This window comes from Gabonia massiliensis, from assembly GCF_001403595.1.
Lineage (GTDB): Bacteria > Bacteroidota > Bacteroidia > Bacteroidales > Coprobacteraceae > Coprobacter > Coprobacter secundus.
In genome coordinates, this window is sequence record NZ_LN877940.1 from 260,877 (window position 1) to 281,426 (window position 20,550).

Consider the following 20,550-nt stretch of genomic DNA (forward strand, 5'->3'; position numbering starts at 1 on the left):
CTATTTAATTTCACAAACTTGGAAATCTCATTTTTAATGCGTCATTCTCATGAGCGGTCATCACCTCTCGTTCACCTTCTCCTTTATCATTTATTCCACATAAATGGAGGATACCATGTATTATTATTCGATGAATTTCCTCATCTAAAGAAGTGTGATATTCTTCAGCATTGCTGGAAACTGTATCTATGCTTATAAAAATGTCTCCACTGATACGATTCCCTTGTGTGTAGTCAAACGTAATGATATCTGTATAATAATCGTGTTGAAGATATTCTCGATTTACAGCAAGAATTTTTTCATCCGAGCAAAAAATGTAAGCTATATCTCCGCATTTTTTACCATGTTTTTCTGCAACACGACGTATCCATTCACTTGTTTCTCTCTTTTTTATAGCAGGGAAACTAACTTCTTCGGCATAGTAGCTTATCGCCATATAATTATAATTTTTTAGATATAATTCTATGACTACAAAGATAATAATCTTTTAGTGAAAAGACAGGGATAGAAAGCAAATACTCTAATGCTTCTTTACTCAATTATAAAGTGCAAATTATAATAGGTTATTTGAAAAAAATATATGCTGTACATATTGCAGCAACAATACCTACGAAATCGGCAAATAGTCCATAGCCTGCAGAGTATCGTGTATTTCGAATACCTACACTTCCAAAGTAAACAGCAAGAATATAGAAAGTTGTATCGGTGGAGCCTTGTATTGTGGAGGCAACTCGAGCAACGAAAGAATCTGCCCCGTAAGTCGCCATGGCGTCCACCATCATACCTCTGGCTCCACTTCCACTTAGGGGTTTCATTAGTGCGGTGGGAAGAGCTCCGACAAAGCCTGAATCAATGCCGCAAGCATTGATGACAGAGGACAATCCTGAAATAATATAATCCATTGCTCCTGAGGCTCTGAAAATAGCGATAGCAACTAACATCGCTACCAGATATGGAATTATAGTAACGGCTGTTTTAAAACCTTCTTTTGCTCCTTCGATAAATGCGTCATATATATTTATTCGTTTGTGTATTCCTGCGATAATAAATCCGATAATAATACAAAAAAGAATAAAATTTGCACCGAAGCTCGAATATAAAGAAACTTTTTCTTGCGGTAATCCTATGAAAAAGCAGATTATACCTCCTATTATAATTGTTAATCCTAAAATAGATGAAAGTATGACTTTGTCAAATAGGTTAATTTTTTGTTTTAAGCAGACTGCAATTAATCCTGCCATTGTTGAGAAATAGGTTGCAATTAAGATTGGTAGGAATATGTCAGACGGGTTTGCTGCTCCCATTTGGGCCCTATATACCATAACTCCTAAAGGAACGAGTGTAAGTCCTGTCGTATTAAGTACAAGAAACATTATCATCGGGTTACTGGCAGTATCCTTTTGTGGGTTCAGTTCTTGTAACTCTTTCATTGCTTTGAGCCCTAAGGGTGTTGCTGCGTTGTCGAGACCAAGCATATTGGCTGATACGTTCATAAAAATAGACCCAAAAGCTGGGTGTCCTTTGGGAATATCTGGGAAGAGTTTTCCAAATAACGGGCTTATTAGACGTGAAAAAAATGCTATTACTCCTCCCTGTTCTCCAATCTTCATTAATCCTAACCATAATGATAAAACTCCGGTTAATCCTAATGAGATTTCGAATGCAGTTTTGGCTGAAGAAAAAGATGAATTCATGATATCTGACCATATTTGGAGATTTCCAAAAAATAGGGACTGGATAATTGCTATACCAAATGCAATCAGGAAGAAGGCGATCCAAATGTAATTTAAAATCATTGTATGCTAATATTAGGGGTTGATGACAAAATTATGCAAATTTGTCTGATTCCCATTTTTTTAGTGCCTTATTCTTTCTTTTTATAAGATGTATAATTTTTTAAGATGATGATTTTGTATTGTAAAAATCATAGTAAATATTTGATTTACAATGTGCTATTTTTAAAATGACAGTGTGAGATTTTGATAAAAATTTTTATTTGAATATCTACCCGAAAAAATAAAAGCTATTTTGTTAAATAATATTTTCTTGTGCTAATTTTTATTTTTACGATTTGTCGAGTGATGCTTCATTTAGTATGGGATTGAGTATTTAAAATTGAATGTATAAGATAAAGTATATTTTTATTAATTTTGTTTTGTCTAAATATAAATTCGATGGTTGGTATAAGAAAGAAAGTGCTGGTAACCTATAATATGTTTCGCCCGGGTTATTCTGAACTGATAAAAAAGTATGACGTTACTTTTCCTCCGGAAGGGAAAGAGAGTTTTTCGTATGATGAAGTTTTGGATATGATTTCGGAATATGATGCTTTACAGTCTATGTTTAATTTTCCTGTTGATAAACAATTGATAGATGCTGCTCCTAAATTGAAGATTATATCAAATTATGCAGTGGGGTATGATAATATAGATATTTCTTATGCGACGAAGAAAGGGATTCAAGTAACGAATACTCCAGATCCGGTTACAGAACCTACGGCTGACCAAGCGATGGGGTTGATACTTTCGGTTTGTCGTAGAATATCAGAATTAGATCGTCGCTTGCGTATACCGGGTGCAGTGAAAGTTGAGCTATTGGGAAATTTAGGCCTTTCTTTATATGGGAAAACCATAGGTATTATCGGTATGGGACGTATTGGACAGGCTTTGGCCAGACGAGCTTTATCGTCAGGTATGAAGGTGGTGTACCATAATCGTCGTCGTTTGGAACCTGCTATCGAGAATTTATATAATGCTACCTTTTTATCTTTAGATGAATTATTGATGAGGTCTGATATCGTATCGGTAAATGCTCCGTTTAGTAAAGAAACTTATCATTTGATAGGGGAGAGAGAGCTGGGGTTAATGAAGAGTCAGGCTGTATTGATTAATACTGCAAGAGGGCCTCTTGTTGATGAGAAGGCTTTGATTGAAGCATTGAAAGGTAAAAAAATTTGGGGTGCAGGTTTAGATGTTTTTGAATTTGGAGATTATCCTTCTCCAGAATTATTAGAAATGGATAATGTAGTAATGAATCCGCATACAGGAACACAAACTATTGATGTTCGACATGAGATGGCAGCTTATGTGTCCCGAAATATTATCAATTTTTTTGAAGGGAATGGTCCTGTTGCAAAAGTAAATTTGAAGTAGAAAATCAATGAATGCACAGCAAATAAAAGAAATACTTTTATCTTTCTCGGATGATGAAAAATCAAAAGTTTTAAGTCGATTTTTTAAAACAAGTAAAGGGGCTTATGGGGAAGGAGATTGTTTCATCGGAGTTCCTGTCCCAATTATACGGTCAATTGCAAAACGATATAGGAAGGAAGTCTCTTTGTCGGAGGCTGAAGTGTTATTAGATGAGTCTATACATGAGTGCCGGATGTTGGGGCTTTTGCTGATGGTTGCGCTTTTTGAACAATCTGATAATCAAACAAGAAAAACCATATTTGATTCTTATTTATTACATACTTATGCGATAAATAATTGGGATTTAGTGGACTTGACAGCTTACCAAATTGTTGGACGTTATTTGATAGATAAAGACCGGAGTATATTATATAGTCTGGCTAAAAGTGATAATTTTTGGGAACAGAGGATTGCTATTGTCTCAACATGGTTGTATATACGGGAAGGACAGTTTAGAGATACATTGGAGATTGCTGATATATTGTTGCAGCACGAACAAGACCTTATTCGTAAGGCTGTCGGATGGATGTTGCGAGAAGTAGGTAAAAGAAATAAAAAGATATTGGTCGATTATTTAGAACAGCGTGCGCATATTATGCCCCGTACGATGTTGCGTTATTCTATTGAGAAATTTTCACCAGAGGAGCGTTCCTATTTTATGAAAAAATAAATATATATAGCTTGATTATTGGAAATGCATTATATTTTTCCTCTTTTCAAACATTTTTTTATATATAAGTTTCCTAAAAAAGGGTGTATATGATAATATCGTATTGCCTTATAAAACCATTTCCCAAAGTTATTTAATAGTTTTTTTGATTTGATGACTTGTTGTTGCCGGTATGCAAGTCGAGCTATTGTGGCGGCATTTTTGAAATGATGAAAGTAAAACGTTTCATAACATGCACGTAAAAATACATAGGCAATACTTTCCTTTAATTCCGGATATAAATAGCTAGGGTAGAGCAAATCGTATATGCGTTGTGGAAATTTTAGATAACTGCTAAATTGTCGGTCAGAAATATTTTTTTGTTGAGTGACAGAGTCGGGTCGGGAAACATAGTTGATAAGAGGCTTATTTATCGAGGTTATCTTGTGTGCAGCGAGAACAATTTGTGTGGTATATACAGCATCTTCTCCTATAGATAAGTCCGATACCAAATTATATTTTATAGTTTCATGCAATTCTTTTTTAGCAATATATGACCATACTGCCCATGCCCTTTCTGCACAAAACATTTGTTTTAGCAAAGATGCTTGGCTATATTGGTGGATTGAGATTTGTTGGATATATGTTTTTTTTTGATCATCAGGATTATAGGTATAATAATCCATAAGAACCATATCAGCGTCTGCTTCAATAGCTTTTTTGTATAGAATACTTAATGATGAGGCTTCAAGAAAATCATCAGCATCCAAAAAAAGAATATATTTACCGTGAGCTACAGTTATTCCTTTTTGTCGTGCAGCTGATACTCCTTGATTGGGCTGATTTATTATTTTGAGAGAAGGATATTGGGTTGCATATTGATCTAATATTTCTGGTGACTTATCGATACTACCATCGTTTATAGCAATTACCTCTATGTTGTTATCTGCTTGTATTAATACGGATTCTAAACAATGCGGTAGATATTTTTCAACATTATAGACGGGTATAATTACGGAAAGGTCTATGGAATGTAGCATATATATTGCGAGTTTAAATGCAAATATAGATATAATAAATTAATTGTATTATTTTTGCTTTAAAAAAGCTTATAATGGTGCGTATTGTAGAGATAATAGGAGGCTTGGGAAATCAGATGTTTCAATATGCTTTTTTCCTTTATTTAAAAAATAAAAGTCATATCTGGGACAGGCTATATGTCGATATAGAAGCTATGAAAACTTATGATAGACATTATGGTCTGGAACTTGAAAAGGTGTTCAATCTTTCTCTTTGCCCTATCTCGAACAGATTGCATCGTAATCTGCAAAAAAGAAGTTTTGCAAAACATTTTGTAAAGTCTTTGTATGAGCATTCTGAGTGTGAATTTGATGAACCTGTTTATCGTGGATTGCGTCCATATCGTTATTATCGCGGTTATTGGCAGAATGAGGGTTATTTTGTAGATATTGAACCAATGATTCGTGAAGCATTTCAATTTAATGTAAATATTTTATCTGAAAAAACAAAAGCTATTGCTTCTAAAATGCGTCGAGAATTATCGGTGAGTATTCATGTTCGCCGGGGAGATTATGAAAATCTTCCGGAAGCCAAGGCTATGCATGGAGGTATTTGTTCTCTGGATTATTATCATAAAGCAATAGATTTTATCCGTCAGCGTCTGGATAATAATATATGTTTTTATTTATTTTCTGATGATATAAATTGGGTGGAAGAAAATTTGCAGTTAGAAAACAGATGTATCATAGACTGGAATCAGGGAGAAGATAGTTGGCAAGATATGTATCTTATGAGTTGTTGCCGTCACCATATTATAGCAAATAGCTCTTTTAGTTGGTGGGCTGCATGGCTAAATCCGAATAAAAACAAAATCGTTTTAACGCCAAACAAATGGTTTAACCATACAGATGCTGTCGGTATTGTACCGAAAAGTTGGATTAAGATACCTGTTTTTTGATATGTTTATGCATTTTTCTTGAATATTTTGGCGAATAAAAAACGTATAGCAAACCATATATGTAATATTTTTACTGTAGTTTTTCCGTAATATTTAACCATAATGTTATATCGTTCTTGGAGGGAGGCTTTTCTGTTTTTTGTCGTCGCCCCTTCATTCAGATAGTTTATCAATATTTGGTGGGTGTTAAATAACGTTTGGGCAGATCTCATACATTTTATACACCAGTCAAAATCAGAGGAAAAACGATAAGCCAAATCGTAATTTGGGGCAATGCTGCGTTTGGCGATAAATGCTTGGTGACAGACAAGCATTCCCATACGGAAGCTTTTCCATGATAGTTGTTCGGGAGCCTTTAATCGTCTCATCCCGATAAAATTTCGGTTTAGGTCAACCAAAGCGGTTTCTCCATAAATTATATCGGGACGAGAGTAGCCTATCGAATGATATATATTCTCTAAAGTTTTGTTATTATAAAATGTGTCTCCGGCATTCAAGAATATAACATATTCACCGGTTGCAAGATTCAAACCTTTATTCATTGCATCATAAAGTCCGTTATCAGGCTCATTTATTAAGATATTTATCAGATGTCTGTTTTTATCGAGAATATCAATTGTACCATCATCTGACGCACCATCTATTACAATGTATTCGTAGTTTTTATATGTTTGGTCGGCTACGCTGTTAAGTGTGACTTCTATAGTTTTATGAGCGTTCCATGTAATTGTTATGATTGAAAATAAGGGTTGTATCATTGTTTTTGTTTTGTTGACAGTAACCTTTGATAAAGGTGGTTATAATGTGTTGCTATAATGTCTTCTGTATAGTTTTTTTTAACTTTTTCGATACATTTGTCTTGCAGAGAAGGATTGTCTTTCTGCTCATATGCCCATAATATGCCTTTGCTCAAGTCCTCGACTGATGGATATTTGGCGAGATAACCATTATCTAAGTGGTCTATTATATCTGTTTGTCCTCCTTGATCAAAGGAGACAACCGTGGTACCACAGGCCATAGATTCTATTAACGTTTGCCCAAATGTTTCATAATGAGATGAGACAACAGTAACGTTTGCAGCAGAGTATAGTGAAGCTATCATTGAGATATCTGATAATTTCCCCATATAAGTGTATTTACACGGAATAGTGTTGAGAAAGTTCTCATCGTTCTTTATTCCTCCAAACATAAGTAGATGTAGCTTTTTTATTTGTTCTATTGGTAATAAAGATATGGCGTGGCAAAGTAAATCGAATCCTTTTATCGGGTCATTTAGTTTTGCTGCTCCAAACAAAATAACGAAATTATCTTTAGAAATGGACAATTTTTCCCTTATTTTATTCCTATCTTGCTGATAAAATATTTGAGTGTCTATTGTGTTGGGGATTACCAGGTTCAATGATGTTTTTGAGATATTGCTTTGTCGAGCTTTATCGCATAGCCATTGACTTACACTGACGAACGTAATATACGATTGTGCTAAGAAATTTTTTTTCTTCCATATACGATAAGAAAGATCATGTGGTGCAGGCTTTTGCAGTTGAGGACAATTTTGACATAGGGAGGTATATTTATTACATGTTCTCGGATGGTGGCATATGGCAGTTATGGGCCATAGGTCATGTAGTGTCCATATGATTGGTTTACCTAAAGTCGTTAGTTTTTTTATATCGGATAAAGACAAAAATCCTTGATTTATCCAATGAAGATGGATGATATCAGCCTCTCGAACTTCTTTACGTAAAACCAAATTGAATCCAGTATTTGCAATCGATACTGAGAAAAGATTTTTTTTTGAAAAATGATTATTAATAAAAATGATAAAACGTTCCCATACAAATTTGAGAAGTCCAAGATATCGTTGTATTGTATTTTGTTCGACACCAATAATATCGGGATTATTTGAAATTTTCTTTTTTACAAGTAGTTTTACATTTACCCCGTTGTTTTTGAGGGCCGACATCAGACGGCTACAAGCAATAGCCGCTCCACCGGTATTTTCAGATGTATTGATAAGCAAAACTTTCATAAAACAGAATCACGATTTGAATACGAAGGTACGATTTTTCTCTCATTATTTTCTACTTTGAAAAATGAACTTTTCTTTTCATACCTTTGTGATAGAAGTGATTTTAAAAAAATAGTTACATTTGCAGAAAGCGTTCTCGGGAAATTGGTAGCTGATAAAGGCTGTTATTTTTTCTGTGTGGAAGAGAGCTCTAAAATTGGATTAATGTGGATAGAGATATATGAATCCTTTGTTAGATAAAATGCAAAAATGGATAAATGATGGCGTTCAAACGTTGTTGAGTATTTTGAAGATTGTCATTTATTCGAAAAATAGGACTCCTATGCCTACTGAATTCGATTCTTTAGGAGAAATTGTAATTTTGGGAAACGGTCCATCTTTGAATACGACTGTAGCGAGCTCTTCTGCATTTTTAAGAGATAAGACATTATTGGCTGTAAATTTTGCAGGGTCAACTGATTTGTTCAAACAATTGTGTCCTGGACTATATGTTATAGCGGATCCCTATTTTTTTGATGCGTCAAAAGAAAAATCTGTTGATTTATATTGTGCTTTGTCTGAGTCGGTTACGTGGAAAATGTATCTATTTGTTCCGGTTTTTGCGTTTAAAAGAAGATGGTGGCAAGAAATTTTGAGTACGAATCCTCATATACATATTGTCCAATATAATATTACACCAGTGGAGGGTTACAAATGGTTTTCCAGATATGCTTTTCGTAAGGGGTGGGGGTGTCCTCGGCCCAGGAATGTCCTTATACCTTCTATCATGTTGGCTTTTCGATTAGGCTTTAAAAAAATATATTTAGCCGGAGCTGACCATTCTTGGCTTCCACAATTGTCGGTGGATGACAATAATCGAGTAATTACTCGTCAACCACATTTTTATAAGGATAGTGAACAACATAATAAACAGGTGGATGCTGAATATGCTAATATTCATTTGCATGAAGTTCTATATAGTATGTATATAGCTTTTCGGTCATATTTTGTCATTCGGGATTATGCTGAGCGTATAGGATGTAAAATTATAAATATTACTCCAGGTTCTTTTATTGATGCTTTTGAGAGAATGATCCCAAAGCAAAATGACCCTGGTCGAATTTTTTAAACATTGGGGTAATACCCTGATAAAAATTGGAAAAATGGAAAAAGTATTAGTCACAGGGGCTGACGGTTTTATTGGTTCTCACCTTACAGAGATGCTTTTAGACCGAGGTTTTCAGGTAAGAGCACTGTCTTATTATAATTCTTTTAATAATTGGGGATGGCTTGAAGGTATTACTCATCCTGGTCTTGAGGTTGTATGTGGAGATATACGAGATCCGTATTTTTGCAAACATATTATGCAGGGGATTGATATTGTTTTTCATTTGGCTGCACTCATTGCGATTCCGTATTCTTATGTTGCTCCTGATAGTTATGTTGATACCAATATAAAAGGAACACTGAATGTATGCCAAGCAGCTAAAGAGAGAGGCGTGAAGCGTGTATTGGTTACTTCTACCAGTGAAGTATACGGGACGGCCAAGTATGTTCCTATTGATGAGAACCACCCTAAACAGCCTCAGTCTCCTTATTCAGCAACTAAAATAGGGGCAGATGCTTTGGCCATGAGCTTTTACAATGCTTTTGAACTTCCGGTTGTAATAGTCCGTCCATTTAATACGTATGGTCCTCGCCAGTCAGCTAGAGCTATAATTCCGACCATTATTACTCAGATTGCCAATGGAGCTAAAGAAATAAAATTAGGAGACCTTAGTCCTACGCGTGATTTTAATTATGTAAAGGATACTTGTCGGGGATTTATTCAGCTTTCACAATGTGAGGCAGCGATAGGGCAGGAAGTCAATGTATGCAGTAATTATGAGATATCGATGAGAGATACTTTGAATTTGATATCGGAAATAATGGGTGTAAAAGTTTGTTTTGTGGAAGATGAGCAACGTATCAGGCCTAAAGGTTCCGAAGTATTTCGTTTATGGGGAGATAATTCAAAGATAAAGAGCTTGACAGATTTTAAACCTGAATATCCTATACGAAGGGGATTGGAAGAAACAGTGAAGTGGTTTATGGATAAGAATAATCTAAACCGATATAAAGCAAATATTTACAATGTATAAAGAGACGATTAGTTTTATAAAAAGGTTATTTCCCAATCAAGAGTTTGTGCCTTTACATGCTCCGTGTTTTATCGGTAATGAAAAGGAATATTTGAATGATTGTATCGATTCTACATTTGTTTCGAGTGTTGGTAAATATGTCGATAAATTCGAAGATGTGGTTGCTGTTTATACGGGGGCTAAGCGTGCTGTTGTATGTGTAAATGGTACTAATGCTATTCATTTGGCTTTACTTTTAGTTGGAGTTGAACAGAATGATGAAGTTTTGACTCAACCGTTGACTTTTATTGCGACATGTAATGCAATTAGTTATTGCGGGGCACATCCGGTTTTTATTGATGTAGATAGGGAGACAATGGGATTGTCTCCAGAAAAATTAGAAGAGTGGATTCTCGATAATGCAGAAATGAGAGGAGATGCATTGTATAATAAGGGTACAGGCAGACGGATTAAAGCTTGTGTGCCTATGCATACTTTCGGGCATCCATGTAAAATTGATGCTATAGCTGATATTTGTCTGCGTTATTCTCTTGAATTGGTCGAAGATGCGGCAGAGAGTATCGGTTCTTTTTATAAGGGGAAGCATACCGGGTTATTTGGAAAGATTGGCGTTTTGAGTTTTAATGGTAATAAAACTATAACAACCGGTGGCGGGGGGATGTTACTTTTCCAAGATGAGGAGCTGGGGAGTTATGCAAAACATCTATCTACGCAGTCTAAGCTTCCTCACCCATGGGAGTTTGTGCATGACCATATAGGATATAATTATCGTATGCCTAATATTAATGCAGCTTTGGGATGTGCTCAGATGGAAACATTGCCTTTATTTTTAGAAAAAAAACGCCAATTAGCTGAAATTTATCAAGGTTATTTTAGTAAAAAAGGTATTTCTTTTTTTGTTGAACCAGAACATTGTCATTCAAACTATTGGCTAAATGCCATTTTATTGGATAATGAAAAGGAACGTGATGATTTTCTTGAATATAGTAATTCTAATGGAGTTATGACTCGTCCTATTTGGCGATTGATGAATAAGTTGCCTATGTTTGAAAAAGAGCAGTGTGGAGATTTGAGCAACTGTCTGTATTTTGAGAAACGAGTGGTGAATATTCCAAGTAGTGTCAGGTTATGAATGATAAGCTAAATGTCTTATTTTTAGGTGGTGCTAAACGGGTATCTTTAGCTGAACATCTGATAGATACGGCAAGGAGAAAAGGGCTTGACGTCGAAGTTTATTCGTATGAATTGGATGAATTTGTCCCTATAGCTTCTGTTGGAACAGTTATTCTTGGTTTACGGTGGAAGGATGAAAACATTATTCCAGATCTTCTATCTGTCATTCGAGAAAAGGATATTCACATTGTTTTACCATTTGTCGATCCTGCCGTGGAAGTTGCGAGCCGATTAAGGAGTATTTGCTCGGATGTTTTTATCCCTGTTTGCCGAGAAGACATATGTAAAGTTATGTTCGACAAGCAGCTTTCTGTGGATTGGTTTAAAAAATACGATATTCCTGTGCCACAGTGTTTTTCAATAGGGAATATCGAATTTCCCGTGATTCTTAAACCTCGAACTGGTTCTGCATCTAAAGGTATAAAAATAGTTTATTCCCGAGATGATTTACGAAATATTTCAAATTTAGGCAGTTATGTAATACAAACCTACATCCAGGACGGAATAGAATTTACTGTGGATTGTTATGTATCAGAAAGTCGGGATATTGTATCGATAGTTCCGAGAATTAGGCTCGAAGTTGCCGGAGGAGAGGTTATAAAAACCCGAACAATAAAGGATGATGTTTGTATAACTTTATCTCGGAAGGTTTTGCAAACGGGGCAATTTATAGGCCCGGTAACTATACAGTTTATACGAGATGTGGCAACCGATAAAACATATATTATGGAAATTAATCCCCGTTTGGGTGGAGGGGTAATTGCAAGCATCGAAGCCGGAGCTAATATTCTTTCTACGTTGTTAGATGAATATCTTAAGTATCCGGTCGAACCTATTGTTAGCTGGAAAGAAAATATATTTATGACGCGATATTTTAAAGAAGTTATATTCTATGCAGATAATCATTGATATGGACGGTACTATATGTACCGAAGAGCGTACGTATAGCCGCTGTTTGGCTGTACCTAAACTTCATGCGGTAGAGTCAATAAATGCTTTGTATGACGAAGGACATACTATTATAATATACTCTGCCCGTACATGGATGGAGTTTGAGATGACTACAGCATGGTTAAAGGAACATAAAGTGAAATATCATCAGTTGATTATGGGAAAGCCTATAGGGGATGTGTGGATTGATGATAGGGCTTTACAATTTAAGGATAATTGGCAGGAGATAATAAAAGACTTGAAGAATAGGAAAAAGTGATATCATGGGAAAGGTTGTTATTATAGCTGAAGCTGGTGTGAATCATAATGGGAATTATGATTTAGCAAGAAAATTGGTTATTGCAGCTAAAGATGCCGGAGCTGATTATGTAAAATTTCAGACTGCTCGTCCCGAGAGGGTTATTTCCCGATATGCGCCCAAAGCGGAATACCAGTTAGGTACGACAAAAAAAGAAGAGTCGCAGCTTGATATGTGCCGGGCAATTCATTTGCCTTTGACAGATTATAAGCCACTTAAGGACTTTTGTGATGAAATAGGGATAAAATTTCTTTCTACACCATTTGATTTAGAATCTATAGATGTGTTGGAAGCATTGGATATGGACTATTATAAGATTCCATCTGGAGAAATTACCAATTTACCATATTTGCAAAAAATTGCACGTTTGGGACGTCCGGTAATTATGTCAACTGGAATGTCCGGTTTGGGAGATATCGAGGCTGCACTCGGTGTGTTGACAAAAGAGGGGTTGGGTTTGGAGCAGATTACTCTTTTGCATTGTAATACTGAGTATCCTACCCCTTATGTTGATGTAAATCTTCGAGCAATGCAGACATTATCCGATTGCTTTGGTGTAAAAACTGGGTATTCGGACCATACCAAGGGTATAGAAGTCTCGTTAGCTGCGGTAGCTTTGGGAGCAGTTGTAATAGAAAAGCATTTTACGTTGGATAGAAATCTTCCCGGGCCTGATCACAAAGCTTCGTTAGAACCGGAAGAATTGAAGAAAATGATAGAGTCTATCCGAAATATTGAATTGAGTTTGGGGAGTCCGGTAAAAAGAGTTTCTAATTCTGAGGCAAAGAACAGTATTGTTGCTCGTAAAAGTTTGATTGCGGCCAGGGATATAAAAGCTGGAGAGGTTTTCACTGAAAATAATATGACTGTGAAGCGTCCTGGAAATGGAATTTCTCCGATGCGTTGGTATGAGGTAATTGGGAAAGTTGCCCCTCGTGATTTTAAAGAGGATGAACTATTAGAATTATAGGTTATGCGAAAAATTTGTGTAATTACAGGGACAAGAGCTGAATATGGATTGTTGAGCCGTCTAATGAAAATGATACAGGAAGATCCGGATTTGGATTTACAAATAATAGCTACTAATATGCATTTATCTCCTGAATTCGGTTTGACCTTTCGAGAAATTGAAAATGACGGATTCATTATCAATAAGAAGGTAGAAATGCTTTTGTCAGCTGATACATCATCGTCTATTGCAAAATCTTTGGGATTGGGAATTATAGGTTTTGCAGATGCCATACAAGATTTATCTCCCGATTTAATCGTAATTTTGGGTGATCGTTATGAGATGTTAGGTGCTGCATCTACAGCGTTATTTTTTCAAATTCCTGTTGCACATATTTCTGGTGGAGATGTTACGGAGGGAGCTTATGATGATGCAATTCGTCATTCTATTACCAAAATGAGCCATCTTCATTTTACAACGACAGAAGAGTACCGTAATCGAGTGATTCAGCTAGGAGAAGAGCCAGAACGAGTATTTAATGTTGGGTCTATAGGATTGGATAATATTCGTTACTTACAACTTCTGAGTAGAGAAGATTTAGAAAGGAGCATAGGATTTAAAATCTCAAAGAAAACTTATATGGTCACGTATCATCCGGTTACTCTTGAATATATGACTGCTCGAGAACAATTTTCCGCACTGCTAAAAGCTTTGGATGAAACGGATGCACATATTATTTTTACGAAACCGAATTCTGATTCTAATGGTCGTATTATCGCCTCGATGATTGATGAATATGTAAACTGTCATTCTGATAGATCAGTAGCTTTCACATCTTTAGGATATCTTCGATATTTGTCTGCATTGCAATATGTTGATGGGGTAATTGGGAATTCTTCAAGTGGTATTGTCGAGGTTCCATCTTTTGGGATACCGACGTTAGATATAGGTGCCCGACAAAAAGGTCGCCTTGCTGCATCATCTGTACTACATTGTGAGGCTTCTTACGAGGCTATTGCGGCAGGATTGAGTATGATTGCCACGAATACAGTGAAAGCTTCTGCTAAAGAAGCTAAAAATCCATATGAGAAGCCTAATACTACGGAGAATATTTGGAAGATAATAAAAAATTATCCTTTAGAAGATATTATTAAGAAGCATTTTTATGATGTTAAGATTTGTACGGATAAATGAAGGATAAAGGAATGAATATATTATATGTTATTCCTGCGAGAGGAGGAAGTAAAGGTATTCCCCATAAAAATATAAAATTATTAGGAGGAAAACCTCTAATCGGATATTCTATTGAATTGGCTCGTCAATTGACGTCTGACGAACATATTTGTGTATCCACTGATGATGAGGAGATTGTGCGTGTTGTGGAAAATTATGGTTTAGCTGTTCCGTTCAGACGGCCGAAAGAGTTGTCCGGTGATCAGGTGGGAACTTATGAAGTTTTGTTACACGCGCTTAGTTATTATGAATCTTTAGGCAGACATTATGATGTTTTGGTTTTGTTACAGCCGACTTCTCCTTTTAGGAAAGAAAAGTTTGTTCAGGAAGCATTAACTTTATATACCCCAGATATTGATATGGTCGTGTCCGTAAAAGAGGCCGCTTCTAATCCTTATTATAATTGTTATGAAGAAGATGGTAATCATTTTCTGCATTTGTCTAAAGGGAACGGAAAATTGATTCGTCGGCAGGATGCCCCTCAAGCTTGGGAATACAATGGCGCTATATATGTTATCAATACAGCATCTCTTCGAAAGATGAGTTTGGGAGAGTTTCCCCGTAGACGTAAATATGTTATGGATGATAAGTATTCTATAGACTTAGATACTCCTTTTGACTGGATGGTGGCAGAGATGATGCTACAAGAAAATATTGTAACTTTTTGAGTTATGGGAAATACAGAACGTTTTGTAATACGAGATTATGTTTCAATTCTTGAGGCCTTGAAAGTTTTGAATCGACTACCGAGCAATACTTTGACTTTATTTATTGTCGATGAAAATAACCGAATGGTCGGGACTTTAACAGATGGGGATATCCGTAGAAGTTTAATATCAGGAGCTCAATTAAATGACCCTGTTTCTTCTGTCATGTTTACTCATTTTCGGTATGTAAAAAGCAGTGGCATAGATGTCAGAGCAATTAGGGAATTAAAGAAGTTGCAAATAGCTTTAGTTCCTTGTTTGGATGACGAACATCGTATAACCGGTGTTTATAATTTACGAGAATTACGTTCTGTGTTACCGGTAGATGCTGTTTTAATGGCAGGAGGGAAAGGCGAAAGATTACGTCCACTAACTGAAAAAACACCAAAACCATTGTTGAAAGTAGGAGATAAATGTATCATCGATTATAATGTCGAACGTCTTATCTCTTATGGGATAGACCGTATATCGGTAACGGTAAATTATTTAGCAGAACAGATTGAAGTGCATTTTTCTAAACTTGTAAATGATGTACAGGTAAATTGCGTACGAGAACCCCAATTTTGGGGTACTATGGGCTCTCTTACGTTAATCGATTCATTTTATAATGATACGATTTTACTGATGAATTCTGATTTATTTACCAATATTGATTATGAAGATTTTTATTTGCACCATATAGATAAGAAAGCTGATTTATCAGTGGCGGCTGTACCTTATCTGGTATCAGTTCCTTATGCTATTTTTAAAACTGAAGCAGAACGAGTATTGGCTCTTGAGGAAAAGCCGACATATAATTATTATGCAAATGCAGGTATATATTTGATAAAAAAAGAGTTATTGGAACTTATGCCTCGGAATGCATTTTATAATGCTACTGATTTTATCGATTTATTGATAGAGAAAGGGAAAAGGGTCGTTCGTTTTCCAATAACAGGAAATTGGATAGATATAGGAAAACCAGAGGATTATAAACGAGCACAAGATTTGGCTCGGCATATAGAGATGTAATCATCATTGCTTATTTGGGGTTATTCTACTTTTTGCGTATTCCAAAATGTCTTGTAGAATGTGAGAGTTCAGACTCTTGTTGGTGGCGTAGTATAGCAAAACACCTGTTAGTGTTTGGAGTATGAGTAGTAACCATTCCTTATCGATGATTATGGGTAGTAACACTAACGGTATTGAAATTATTATAGTAATTGCGCAATATGGTATCATATCTTTTACTTGTTTTTTTATTCCATATCCAACAACTTTTCCGCTGATGTAAGCCATAAGTAGATAATGTAAAATAGAGACAAAAACTTGTCCTAAAACGAGAATTGTAACACCCATTTCTAGTGTAATAAAGATGGCTATCAGAGACAGTATATCTTTTACAATTTCTAAATACAACATAATTTTTACTTTTCCAATCCCTAGAATGCAGTTATTAAGGAATACTGTCAGTGTAGTAAAAATTCCTCTGAATATAAGGAGTTGAAAGAGTAAAATAGATGCATCCCATTTGTTTCCGAATAATGTTCTGAATAGAGGTTCTGCAACAATGATAAGACCTGCATATATAGGAAAAATTATAAAAGAGGTGAGTTTATTCATTTTACTTATTGCTCGATGTAGCCGCTCTCGATTATCTTGCATATCGGCAAGAATTGGTAGGAAGGAAGAACCTAAAATCTGACCTAAAGCTGTGATTCCCATTTTGCTCCATTTATCCGCCTGTGTATAGTATCCAAGATGTTTTAGATTATAAAAAGAGCCAATGATAAAAGAATAAATGTTGAGAAATATAGTGTTGAACAAGGATGTCATCATGACACCTGAACCTATTTGGAATATTTCTGATAAAGATTTTTTGCTAAAAGTCCAACTTGGCCTCCAGGAGTTGAATTTCCATAAAATTGCTGATTTTACCGATGAAAGTACAAGTGCTTGAGCTACCATTGCCCATGCTCCGTATCCGTTTAGTGCCATGATTAGAGCTAAGGCTCCGGAGAGAAATAGCCCGATGGAATTTGAAATGGCAATTATTTTTACATCCATTTTTTTCATCAACTTTGTGCTTTGTACCATTCCAAAAGCCAGTATTATGAAATTCAGGAACATAACTCGGGAGAGTGTTATAAGCCTTTTGTCATGAAAAATATCAGCAATAAGAGGAGCTGTAAACCATAAAAGAATATATAATATTACACTGATTCCAATGTTGAAAAAGAAAATAGTGCTGAAATCGGTCTGTGTAACATTTTTTTTCTGAATAAGAGCCGATGAAAATCCACTGTCAATAAATAGATTGGCAAATGCTGTAAAAATAGTTATAGCCCCGATGAGGCCGAAATCTTCAGGCATGAGAACTTGAGCTAAAACTATACCAGTAACTGCATATAAGATTTGAGTAGATATACGGTCTATTGTATTCCACATCAAGGTATTGGCAGTTTTTGCCTTTAAGTCGATGTTTGTATTTTGTGGTTCGTCTTTCATTTAAGACGCAAAATAACAATATATTTTAAATATTTGACTCAATCTTTTTTAGAAAATATAATAGGTATGTAGTTTATATGTATATTTACCAGTCAAAAGAAATGTGATGAGAATTTTAGTATCTACGCCAACACTTTGCCATCCAGATTTTCCTCATTCTCCAAATACAGGTTTGGGACTTATGGTTTCATCTATTTCAGAAGCTCTGTATAAGTCTGGAAATGAGGTATATGTTAATAATTCCAGTTTTTTCGGTGCATCGTCTAAACGTTTGGGGTATTGCTTATTGTCACGGAGGTTATATGCTTTGTTATTTTCCTCGAAGTGGAAAGATATATTTCGTGGTTTTAAATATGCAATAATGGCTAAAGAAGAGTCTATATGGGCTCGCTATAATATTTTTAAATATTATTTTAGTATCGGCTATAATGAGAAAATTATTAAACGGCTTACACCTGATTATATACATATACATGGTCTGACTATAAATACGTTACCTTTTATTATAGCTGCAGTTAGGCGAAATGTTTCATTTGTAATTACATTACATGGCTTAAATTCTTTGAATGAATCTATCAATTTATCGTCTTTTGCAAAGGCATTTGAGTTTAAGATGCTTCAATTGCTGTTGGAGGGTCAAGTGGGGGTTTCTGTTGTCAGTTCTGGAATACAAAAAAAAATTATTGAAGAGTTCGGTGGGAAACGATATCCGACATTGAAAGTGATTTTGAATGCGATTCCTTCAGTGCAGACGACGTATTTAGATGTGATAAGAAAAAGACAAATTGTTTGTGTTGGGAACATCAATCAAAATAAAAATCAGGAGCAGCTGATTCGGGCTATAGCTTTGCTTCAGGGACAAATGGAAGAATATTTTCATGTTTTCTTTATTGGAAATGATAATTTGCACGGAAAGTTACAAAATCAGGCTTTACTTTTAGGTGTGGATAAGTTTTGTCACTTTACAGGTTCATTGCCTCATAAAGAAGTTTTTTCTTTAATGAATGAGTCTTGGTGTACATGTTTACTTAGCAAAGAAGAAGGTTTTGGATTGTCTCTGATTGAGGGGTATCGGTTTGGCCTTCCTGCGATTTGTTTTTCGGATATTGATGCTGCTTATGATATTTATGATGATAAATGTACAGTCTTGATAAAAGAACGTACCGATGAAGCTGTTTCTTATGCGATTTCAGAGGCTTTTAGCCGGTATTGGGACCGTGATTACATCCGAAAATTTTCGTTTAAATTTTCACTTGATTTGATGTCTGAAGGCTATATGGATTTTTTTAAAGAGAGCTGTCTTCCTAACTTGAATGAGCATAATATAAATGTTCTTATGGATGAATATATGTCTTCTGGAAAATAAATATGTCAATTGAATAGCAAATAATGCCTATCCATGTATCGAAAAATAGAATAGTAAGATGTGAAAAAGAATCCTATTTGAATTATTCCTAAGAAATAAATATTAGAAATAAATATTGTAAAAGATAGACTGGTTAAGAATAATATAACCCCGACGGATAGATATGGGAAGATATCTTTTAGTTGCGTATACCAAGGATAGTCTACTTTTTCCCCAATAATGATGATGCTGAGGATATATACTATTATTCTTACTATTACTAAGCTTATAACCATATGTAACATTCCCATGTGCCAAGTTAAGAAGATTGCTATGAATATTAGCCCTATTTTTATTACCTCGAGGCGTAAAACAAGATGAGAATGTCCTGAAATTTTTATATAGTTTCCATTAATAGTCGTAAATACGGTAAAAATACCCGCAGCACATAATAATTGCAAATAAATAATTGATTCGGTCCACTTTTCCGATAAAAATATTAGTACAAATGGTTTACTTATTAATATGAAACAGAGTAATGACGGAAATGTTATAAATGCCGTTAATTTCATTGTATCTCGATATGCTTTGACCAATCTTTCTTTCTCGTTTTGTATAGCACTGAATACTGTATAGGTCGCGTTTTGTATGGTTCCGTATAATGTAGAGATTCCCATATCGGCCCATTTGGCAGCTTGGGTGTAAAATCCCAAAGAAGTTTTTCCATAAAGTCGGCCGATAAACGCAGAATAAATATTTAGGAATATTGAATTTAAGATATTGGCCAGTAAAATATTGGATCCAAATGCAAAGAGTTCACGAAACGATTTAATCGAAAAAACCGCTTTTGGATGCCATTTCCCGATAATCCATAATAAAATTGTTTTGGATACGGATTGTGACAGCATTTGGGCGACAAGAGCCCAAGCACCATAGTTGTGAAGTGCATAATAAAGAGCTGTCAGACCCGATATAAAGAGTGATAAGAAATTGATAATTGTTACTTTTCTGAATTGTATTTCTTTTACAAGATAGGCTGTTTGGATAAGTCCTAAAGCGTTTATTAAGAATATGCAAAAAAGGCTTCGGGAGAGTGGAATAAGGATGGGTTGATCGAAAAAAGAGGCTATATTGGGAGCTCCTAAAAATAAGAGGATGTAAATTATGAATGATATCAATAAGTTGCAATAAAAGACTGTATTATAGTCTGCTTCTGTTGGATTTTGTTTTCTAACGAGAGCTGACGAAAAGCCGCTGTCGATGCAGGAGTTGGCAATAGCAACAAAAATGGCCAGCATTCCTATCAAACCATAATCGGACGAATTCAGAATGCGGGCCAGTATTATTCCTATCACAATAGAGATAACCTGGTTTGAGACTTTATCCAATGCATTCCATATAATTGCATTCCGAGTAGTCTTTTCCAGGTCTTCTATCATT

General features: G+C 35.3%; 20 protein-coding genes. 13 read left to right on the forward strand and 7 right to left on the reverse strand.

Features of this window, described 5'->3' with window-relative positions:
* Window positions 1-10: 10 nt before the first annotated feature.
* Together ybeY and BN2628_RS11130 are read right to left on the reverse strand one after the other, a co-directional pair.
* Window positions 11-436 (reverse strand): rRNA maturation RNase YbeY, encoded by a 426-nt coding sequence (gene ybeY, locus BN2628_RS11125; protein ID WP_021929373.1) that lies wholly within the window; start codon window positions 434-436, stop codon window positions 11-13.
* A 127-nt stretch (window positions 437-563) separates the two neighbouring features.
* Window positions 564-1,796 (reverse strand): nucleoside recognition domain-containing protein, encoded by a 1,233-nt coding sequence (locus BN2628_RS11130; RefSeq protein WP_021929372.1) that lies wholly within the window; start codon window positions 1,794-1,796, stop codon window positions 564-566.
* A 378-nt stretch (window positions 1,797-2,174) separates the two neighbouring features.
* Here BN2628_RS11130 and BN2628_RS11135 point away from each other — a divergent pair, with 378 nt between their 5' ends.
* Window positions 2,175-3,152, forward strand: coding sequence for an NAD(P)-dependent oxidoreductase (locus BN2628_RS11135; protein WP_055097261.1), 978 nt, complete (start codon window positions 2,175-2,177; stop codon window positions 3,150-3,152).
* A 7-nt stretch (window positions 3,153-3,159) separates the two neighbouring features.
* Complete coding sequence (locus BN2628_RS11140) at window positions 3,160-3,861, forward strand: DNA alkylation repair protein (RefSeq protein WP_055097263.1); 702 nt, start codon at window positions 3,160-3,162, stop codon at window positions 3,859-3,861.
* A gap of 29 nt (window positions 3,862-3,890) precedes the next feature.
* Here the strand turns inward: BN2628_RS11140 and BN2628_RS11145 are convergent, their stop codons facing one another.
* Window positions 3,891-4,880: a glycosyltransferase gene (locus tag BN2628_RS11145; protein ID WP_021929368.1), complete on the reverse strand. Its 990-nt coding sequence runs from the start codon at window positions 4,878-4,880 to the stop codon at window positions 3,891-3,893.
* Window positions 4,881-4,954: 74 nt separating this feature from the next.
* On the opposite strand from BN2628_RS11145, the gene BN2628_RS11150 reads away from it, so the two are divergent.
* Window positions 4,955-5,818, forward strand: a complete 864-nt coding sequence (locus BN2628_RS11150; RefSeq protein ID WP_055097265.1) for an alpha-1,2-fucosyltransferase — start codon at window positions 4,955-4,957, stop codon at window positions 5,816-5,818.
* Window positions 5,819-5,823: 5 nt separating this feature from the next.
* On the opposite strand, the gene BN2628_RS11155 is transcribed toward BN2628_RS11150, so the two are convergent.
* Window positions 5,824-6,576, reverse strand: a complete 753-nt coding sequence (locus BN2628_RS11155) for a glycosyltransferase family 2 protein (RefSeq protein WP_021929366.1) — start codon at window positions 6,574-6,576, stop codon at window positions 5,824-5,826.
* Entirely contained in the window at window positions 6,573-7,847 is a 1,275-nt protein-coding gene (locus tag BN2628_RS11160; protein WP_055097267.1) for a glycosyltransferase, read from the reverse strand. Before BN2628_RS11160 ends, BN2628_RS11155 begins: the two co-directional genes overlap by 4 nt.
* 220 nt (window positions 7,848-8,067) lie before the next feature.
* On the opposite strand from BN2628_RS11160, the gene BN2628_RS11165 reads away from it, so the two are divergent.
* From BN2628_RS11165 to BN2628_RS11205, 9 genes are read left to right on the forward strand one after another with little or no spacing between them, the layout of a single operon-like run.
* Window positions 8,068-8,955: a hypothetical protein gene (locus tag BN2628_RS11165; RefSeq protein ID WP_257606472.1), complete on the forward strand. Its 888-nt coding sequence runs from the start codon at window positions 8,068-8,070 to the stop codon at window positions 8,953-8,955.
* A gap of 34 nt (window positions 8,956-8,989) precedes the next feature.
* Window positions 8,990-9,967, forward strand: a complete 978-nt coding sequence (locus BN2628_RS11170; RefSeq protein WP_044227013.1) for an NAD-dependent 4,6-dehydratase LegB — start codon at window positions 8,990-8,992, stop codon at window positions 9,965-9,967.
* A complete protein-coding gene (locus BN2628_RS11175; RefSeq protein WP_055097270.1) occupies window positions 9,960-11,099 on the forward strand; it encodes a LegC family aminotransferase in 1,140 nt (379 codons plus the stop codon). The genes BN2628_RS11170 and BN2628_RS11175 overlap by 8 nt, the downstream gene beginning before the upstream one ends.
* Entirely contained in the window at window positions 11,096-12,049 is a 954-nt protein-coding gene (locus tag BN2628_RS11180) for an ATP-grasp domain-containing protein (protein ID WP_055097272.1), read from the forward strand. Before BN2628_RS11175 ends, BN2628_RS11180 begins: the two co-directional genes overlap by 4 nt.
* Window positions 12,033-12,350 carry an HAD family hydrolase gene (locus BN2628_RS11185; RefSeq protein WP_021929360.1) on the forward strand — a complete coding sequence of 106 codons (318 nt, stop codon included), beginning with the start codon at window positions 12,033-12,035 and terminating at the stop codon, window positions 12,348-12,350. The genes BN2628_RS11180 and BN2628_RS11185 overlap by 17 nt, the downstream gene beginning before the upstream one ends.
* Before the next feature lie 4 nt (window positions 12,351-12,354).
* Window positions 12,355-13,359 carry an N-acetylneuraminate synthase gene (gene neuB / locus BN2628_RS11190; protein WP_055097274.1) on the forward strand — a complete coding sequence of 335 codons (1,005 nt, stop codon included), beginning with the start codon at window positions 12,355-12,357 and terminating at the stop codon, window positions 13,357-13,359.
* Window positions 13,360-13,362: 3 nt separating this feature from the next.
* Window positions 13,363-14,532, forward strand: a complete 1,170-nt coding sequence (neuC, locus tag BN2628_RS11195) for a UDP-N-acetylglucosamine 2-epimerase (protein WP_055097276.1) — start codon at window positions 13,363-13,365, stop codon at window positions 14,530-14,532.
* 11 nt (window positions 14,533-14,543) lie between these two features.
* A complete protein-coding gene (locus BN2628_RS11200; protein WP_055100277.1) occupies window positions 14,544-15,239 on the forward strand; it encodes an acylneuraminate cytidylyltransferase family protein in 696 nt (231 codons plus the stop codon).
* Window positions 15,240-15,242: 3 nt separating this feature from the next.
* Window positions 15,243-16,289: a nucleotidyltransferase family protein gene (locus tag BN2628_RS11205; protein WP_055097278.1), complete on the forward strand. Its 1,047-nt coding sequence runs from the start codon at window positions 15,243-15,245 to the stop codon at window positions 16,287-16,289.
* A 3-nt stretch (window positions 16,290-16,292) separates the two neighbouring features.
* Here the strand turns inward: BN2628_RS11205 and BN2628_RS11210 are convergent, their stop codons facing one another.
* The gene (locus BN2628_RS11210) at window positions 16,293-17,765 is read right to left on the reverse strand and encodes a lipopolysaccharide biosynthesis protein (protein ID WP_055097280.1); all 1,473 of its coding nucleotides are present in this window, start codon (window positions 17,763-17,765) and stop codon (window positions 16,293-16,295) included.
* A 106-nt stretch (window positions 17,766-17,871) separates the two neighbouring features.
* On the opposite strand from BN2628_RS11210, the gene BN2628_RS11215 reads away from it, so the two are divergent.
* Window positions 17,872-19,131 (forward strand): glycosyltransferase family 4 protein, encoded by a 1,260-nt coding sequence (locus BN2628_RS11215; RefSeq protein ID WP_055097281.1) that lies wholly within the window; start codon window positions 17,872-17,874, stop codon window positions 19,129-19,131.
* 5 nt (window positions 19,132-19,136) lie between these two features.
* On the opposite strand, the gene BN2628_RS11220 is transcribed toward BN2628_RS11215, so the two are convergent.
* On the reverse strand, window positions 19,137-20,549 hold the full coding sequence (locus BN2628_RS11220; RefSeq protein ID WP_055097283.1) for a lipopolysaccharide biosynthesis protein: 1,413 nt from the start codon (window positions 20,547-20,549) through the stop codon (window positions 19,137-19,139).
* Window position 20,550 lies beyond the last annotated feature (1 nt).

Bases quoted from the DNA above. Each gene is read 5' to 3' on its own strand.
- BN2628_RS11175 (WP_055097270.1), top strand. From the start codon at position 9,960: ATGTATAAAGAGACGATTAGTTTTATAAAAAGGTTATTTCCCAATCAA.
- ybeY (WP_021929373.1), bottom strand. From the start codon at position 436: ATGGCGATAAGCTACTATGCCGAAGAAGTTAGTTTCCCTGCTATAAAA.
- BN2628_RS11170 (WP_044227013.1), top strand. From the start codon at position 8,990: ATGGAAAAAGTATTAGTCACAGGGGCTGACGGTTTTATTGGTTCTCAC.
- neuB (WP_055097274.1), top strand. From the start codon at position 12,355: ATGGGAAAGGTTGTTATTATAGCTGAAGCTGGTGTGAATCATAATGGG.
- BN2628_RS11140 (WP_055097263.1), top strand. From the start codon at position 3,160: ATGAATGCACAGCAAATAAAAGAAATACTTTTATCTTTCTCGGATGAT.
- BN2628_RS11180 (WP_055097272.1), top strand. From the start codon at position 11,096: ATGAATGATAAGCTAAATGTCTTATTTTTAGGTGGTGCTAAACGGGTA.
- BN2628_RS11210 (WP_055097280.1), bottom strand. From the start codon at position 17,765: ATGAAAGACGAACCACAAAATACAAACATCGACTTAAAGGCAAAAACT.
- BN2628_RS11130 (WP_021929372.1), bottom strand. From the start codon at position 1,796: ATGATTTTAAATTACATTTGGATCGCCTTCTTCCTGATTGCATTTGGT.
- neuC (WP_055097276.1), top strand. From the start codon at position 13,363: ATGCGAAAAATTTGTGTAATTACAGGGACAAGAGCTGAATATGGATTG.
- BN2628_RS11205 (WP_055097278.1), top strand. From the start codon at position 15,243: ATGGGAAATACAGAACGTTTTGTAATACGAGATTATGTTTCAATTCTT.
- BN2628_RS11145 (WP_021929368.1), bottom strand. From the start codon at position 4,880: ATGCTACATTCCATAGACCTTTCCGTAATTATACCCGTCTATAATGTT.
- BN2628_RS11185 (WP_021929360.1), top strand. From the start codon at position 12,033: ATGCAGATAATCATTGATATGGACGGTACTATATGTACCGAAGAGCGT.
- BN2628_RS11220 (WP_055097283.1), bottom strand. From the start codon at position 20,549: ATGATAGAAGACCTGGAAAAGACTACTCGGAATGCAATTATATGGAAT.
- BN2628_RS11155 (WP_021929366.1), bottom strand. From the start codon at position 6,576: ATGATACAACCCTTATTTTCAATCATAACAATTACATGGAACGCTCAT.
- BN2628_RS11200 (WP_055100277.1), top strand. From the start codon at position 14,544: ATGAATATATTATATGTTATTCCTGCGAGAGGAGGAAGTAAAGGTATT.
- BN2628_RS11135 (WP_055097261.1), top strand. From the start codon at position 2,175: ATGGTTGGTATAAGAAAGAAAGTGCTGGTAACCTATAATATGTTTCGC.
- BN2628_RS11150 (WP_055097265.1), top strand. From the start codon at position 4,955: ATGGTGCGTATTGTAGAGATAATAGGAGGCTTGGGAAATCAGATGTTT.
- BN2628_RS11160 (WP_055097267.1), bottom strand. From the start codon at position 7,847: ATGAAAGTTTTGCTTATCAATACATCTGAAAATACCGGTGGAGCGGCT.
- BN2628_RS11215 (WP_055097281.1), top strand. From the start codon at position 17,872: ATGAGAATTTTAGTATCTACGCCAACACTTTGCCATCCAGATTTTCCT.
- BN2628_RS11165 (WP_257606472.1), top strand. From the start codon at position 8,068: ATGAATCCTTTGTTAGATAAAATGCAAAAATGGATAAATGATGGCGTT.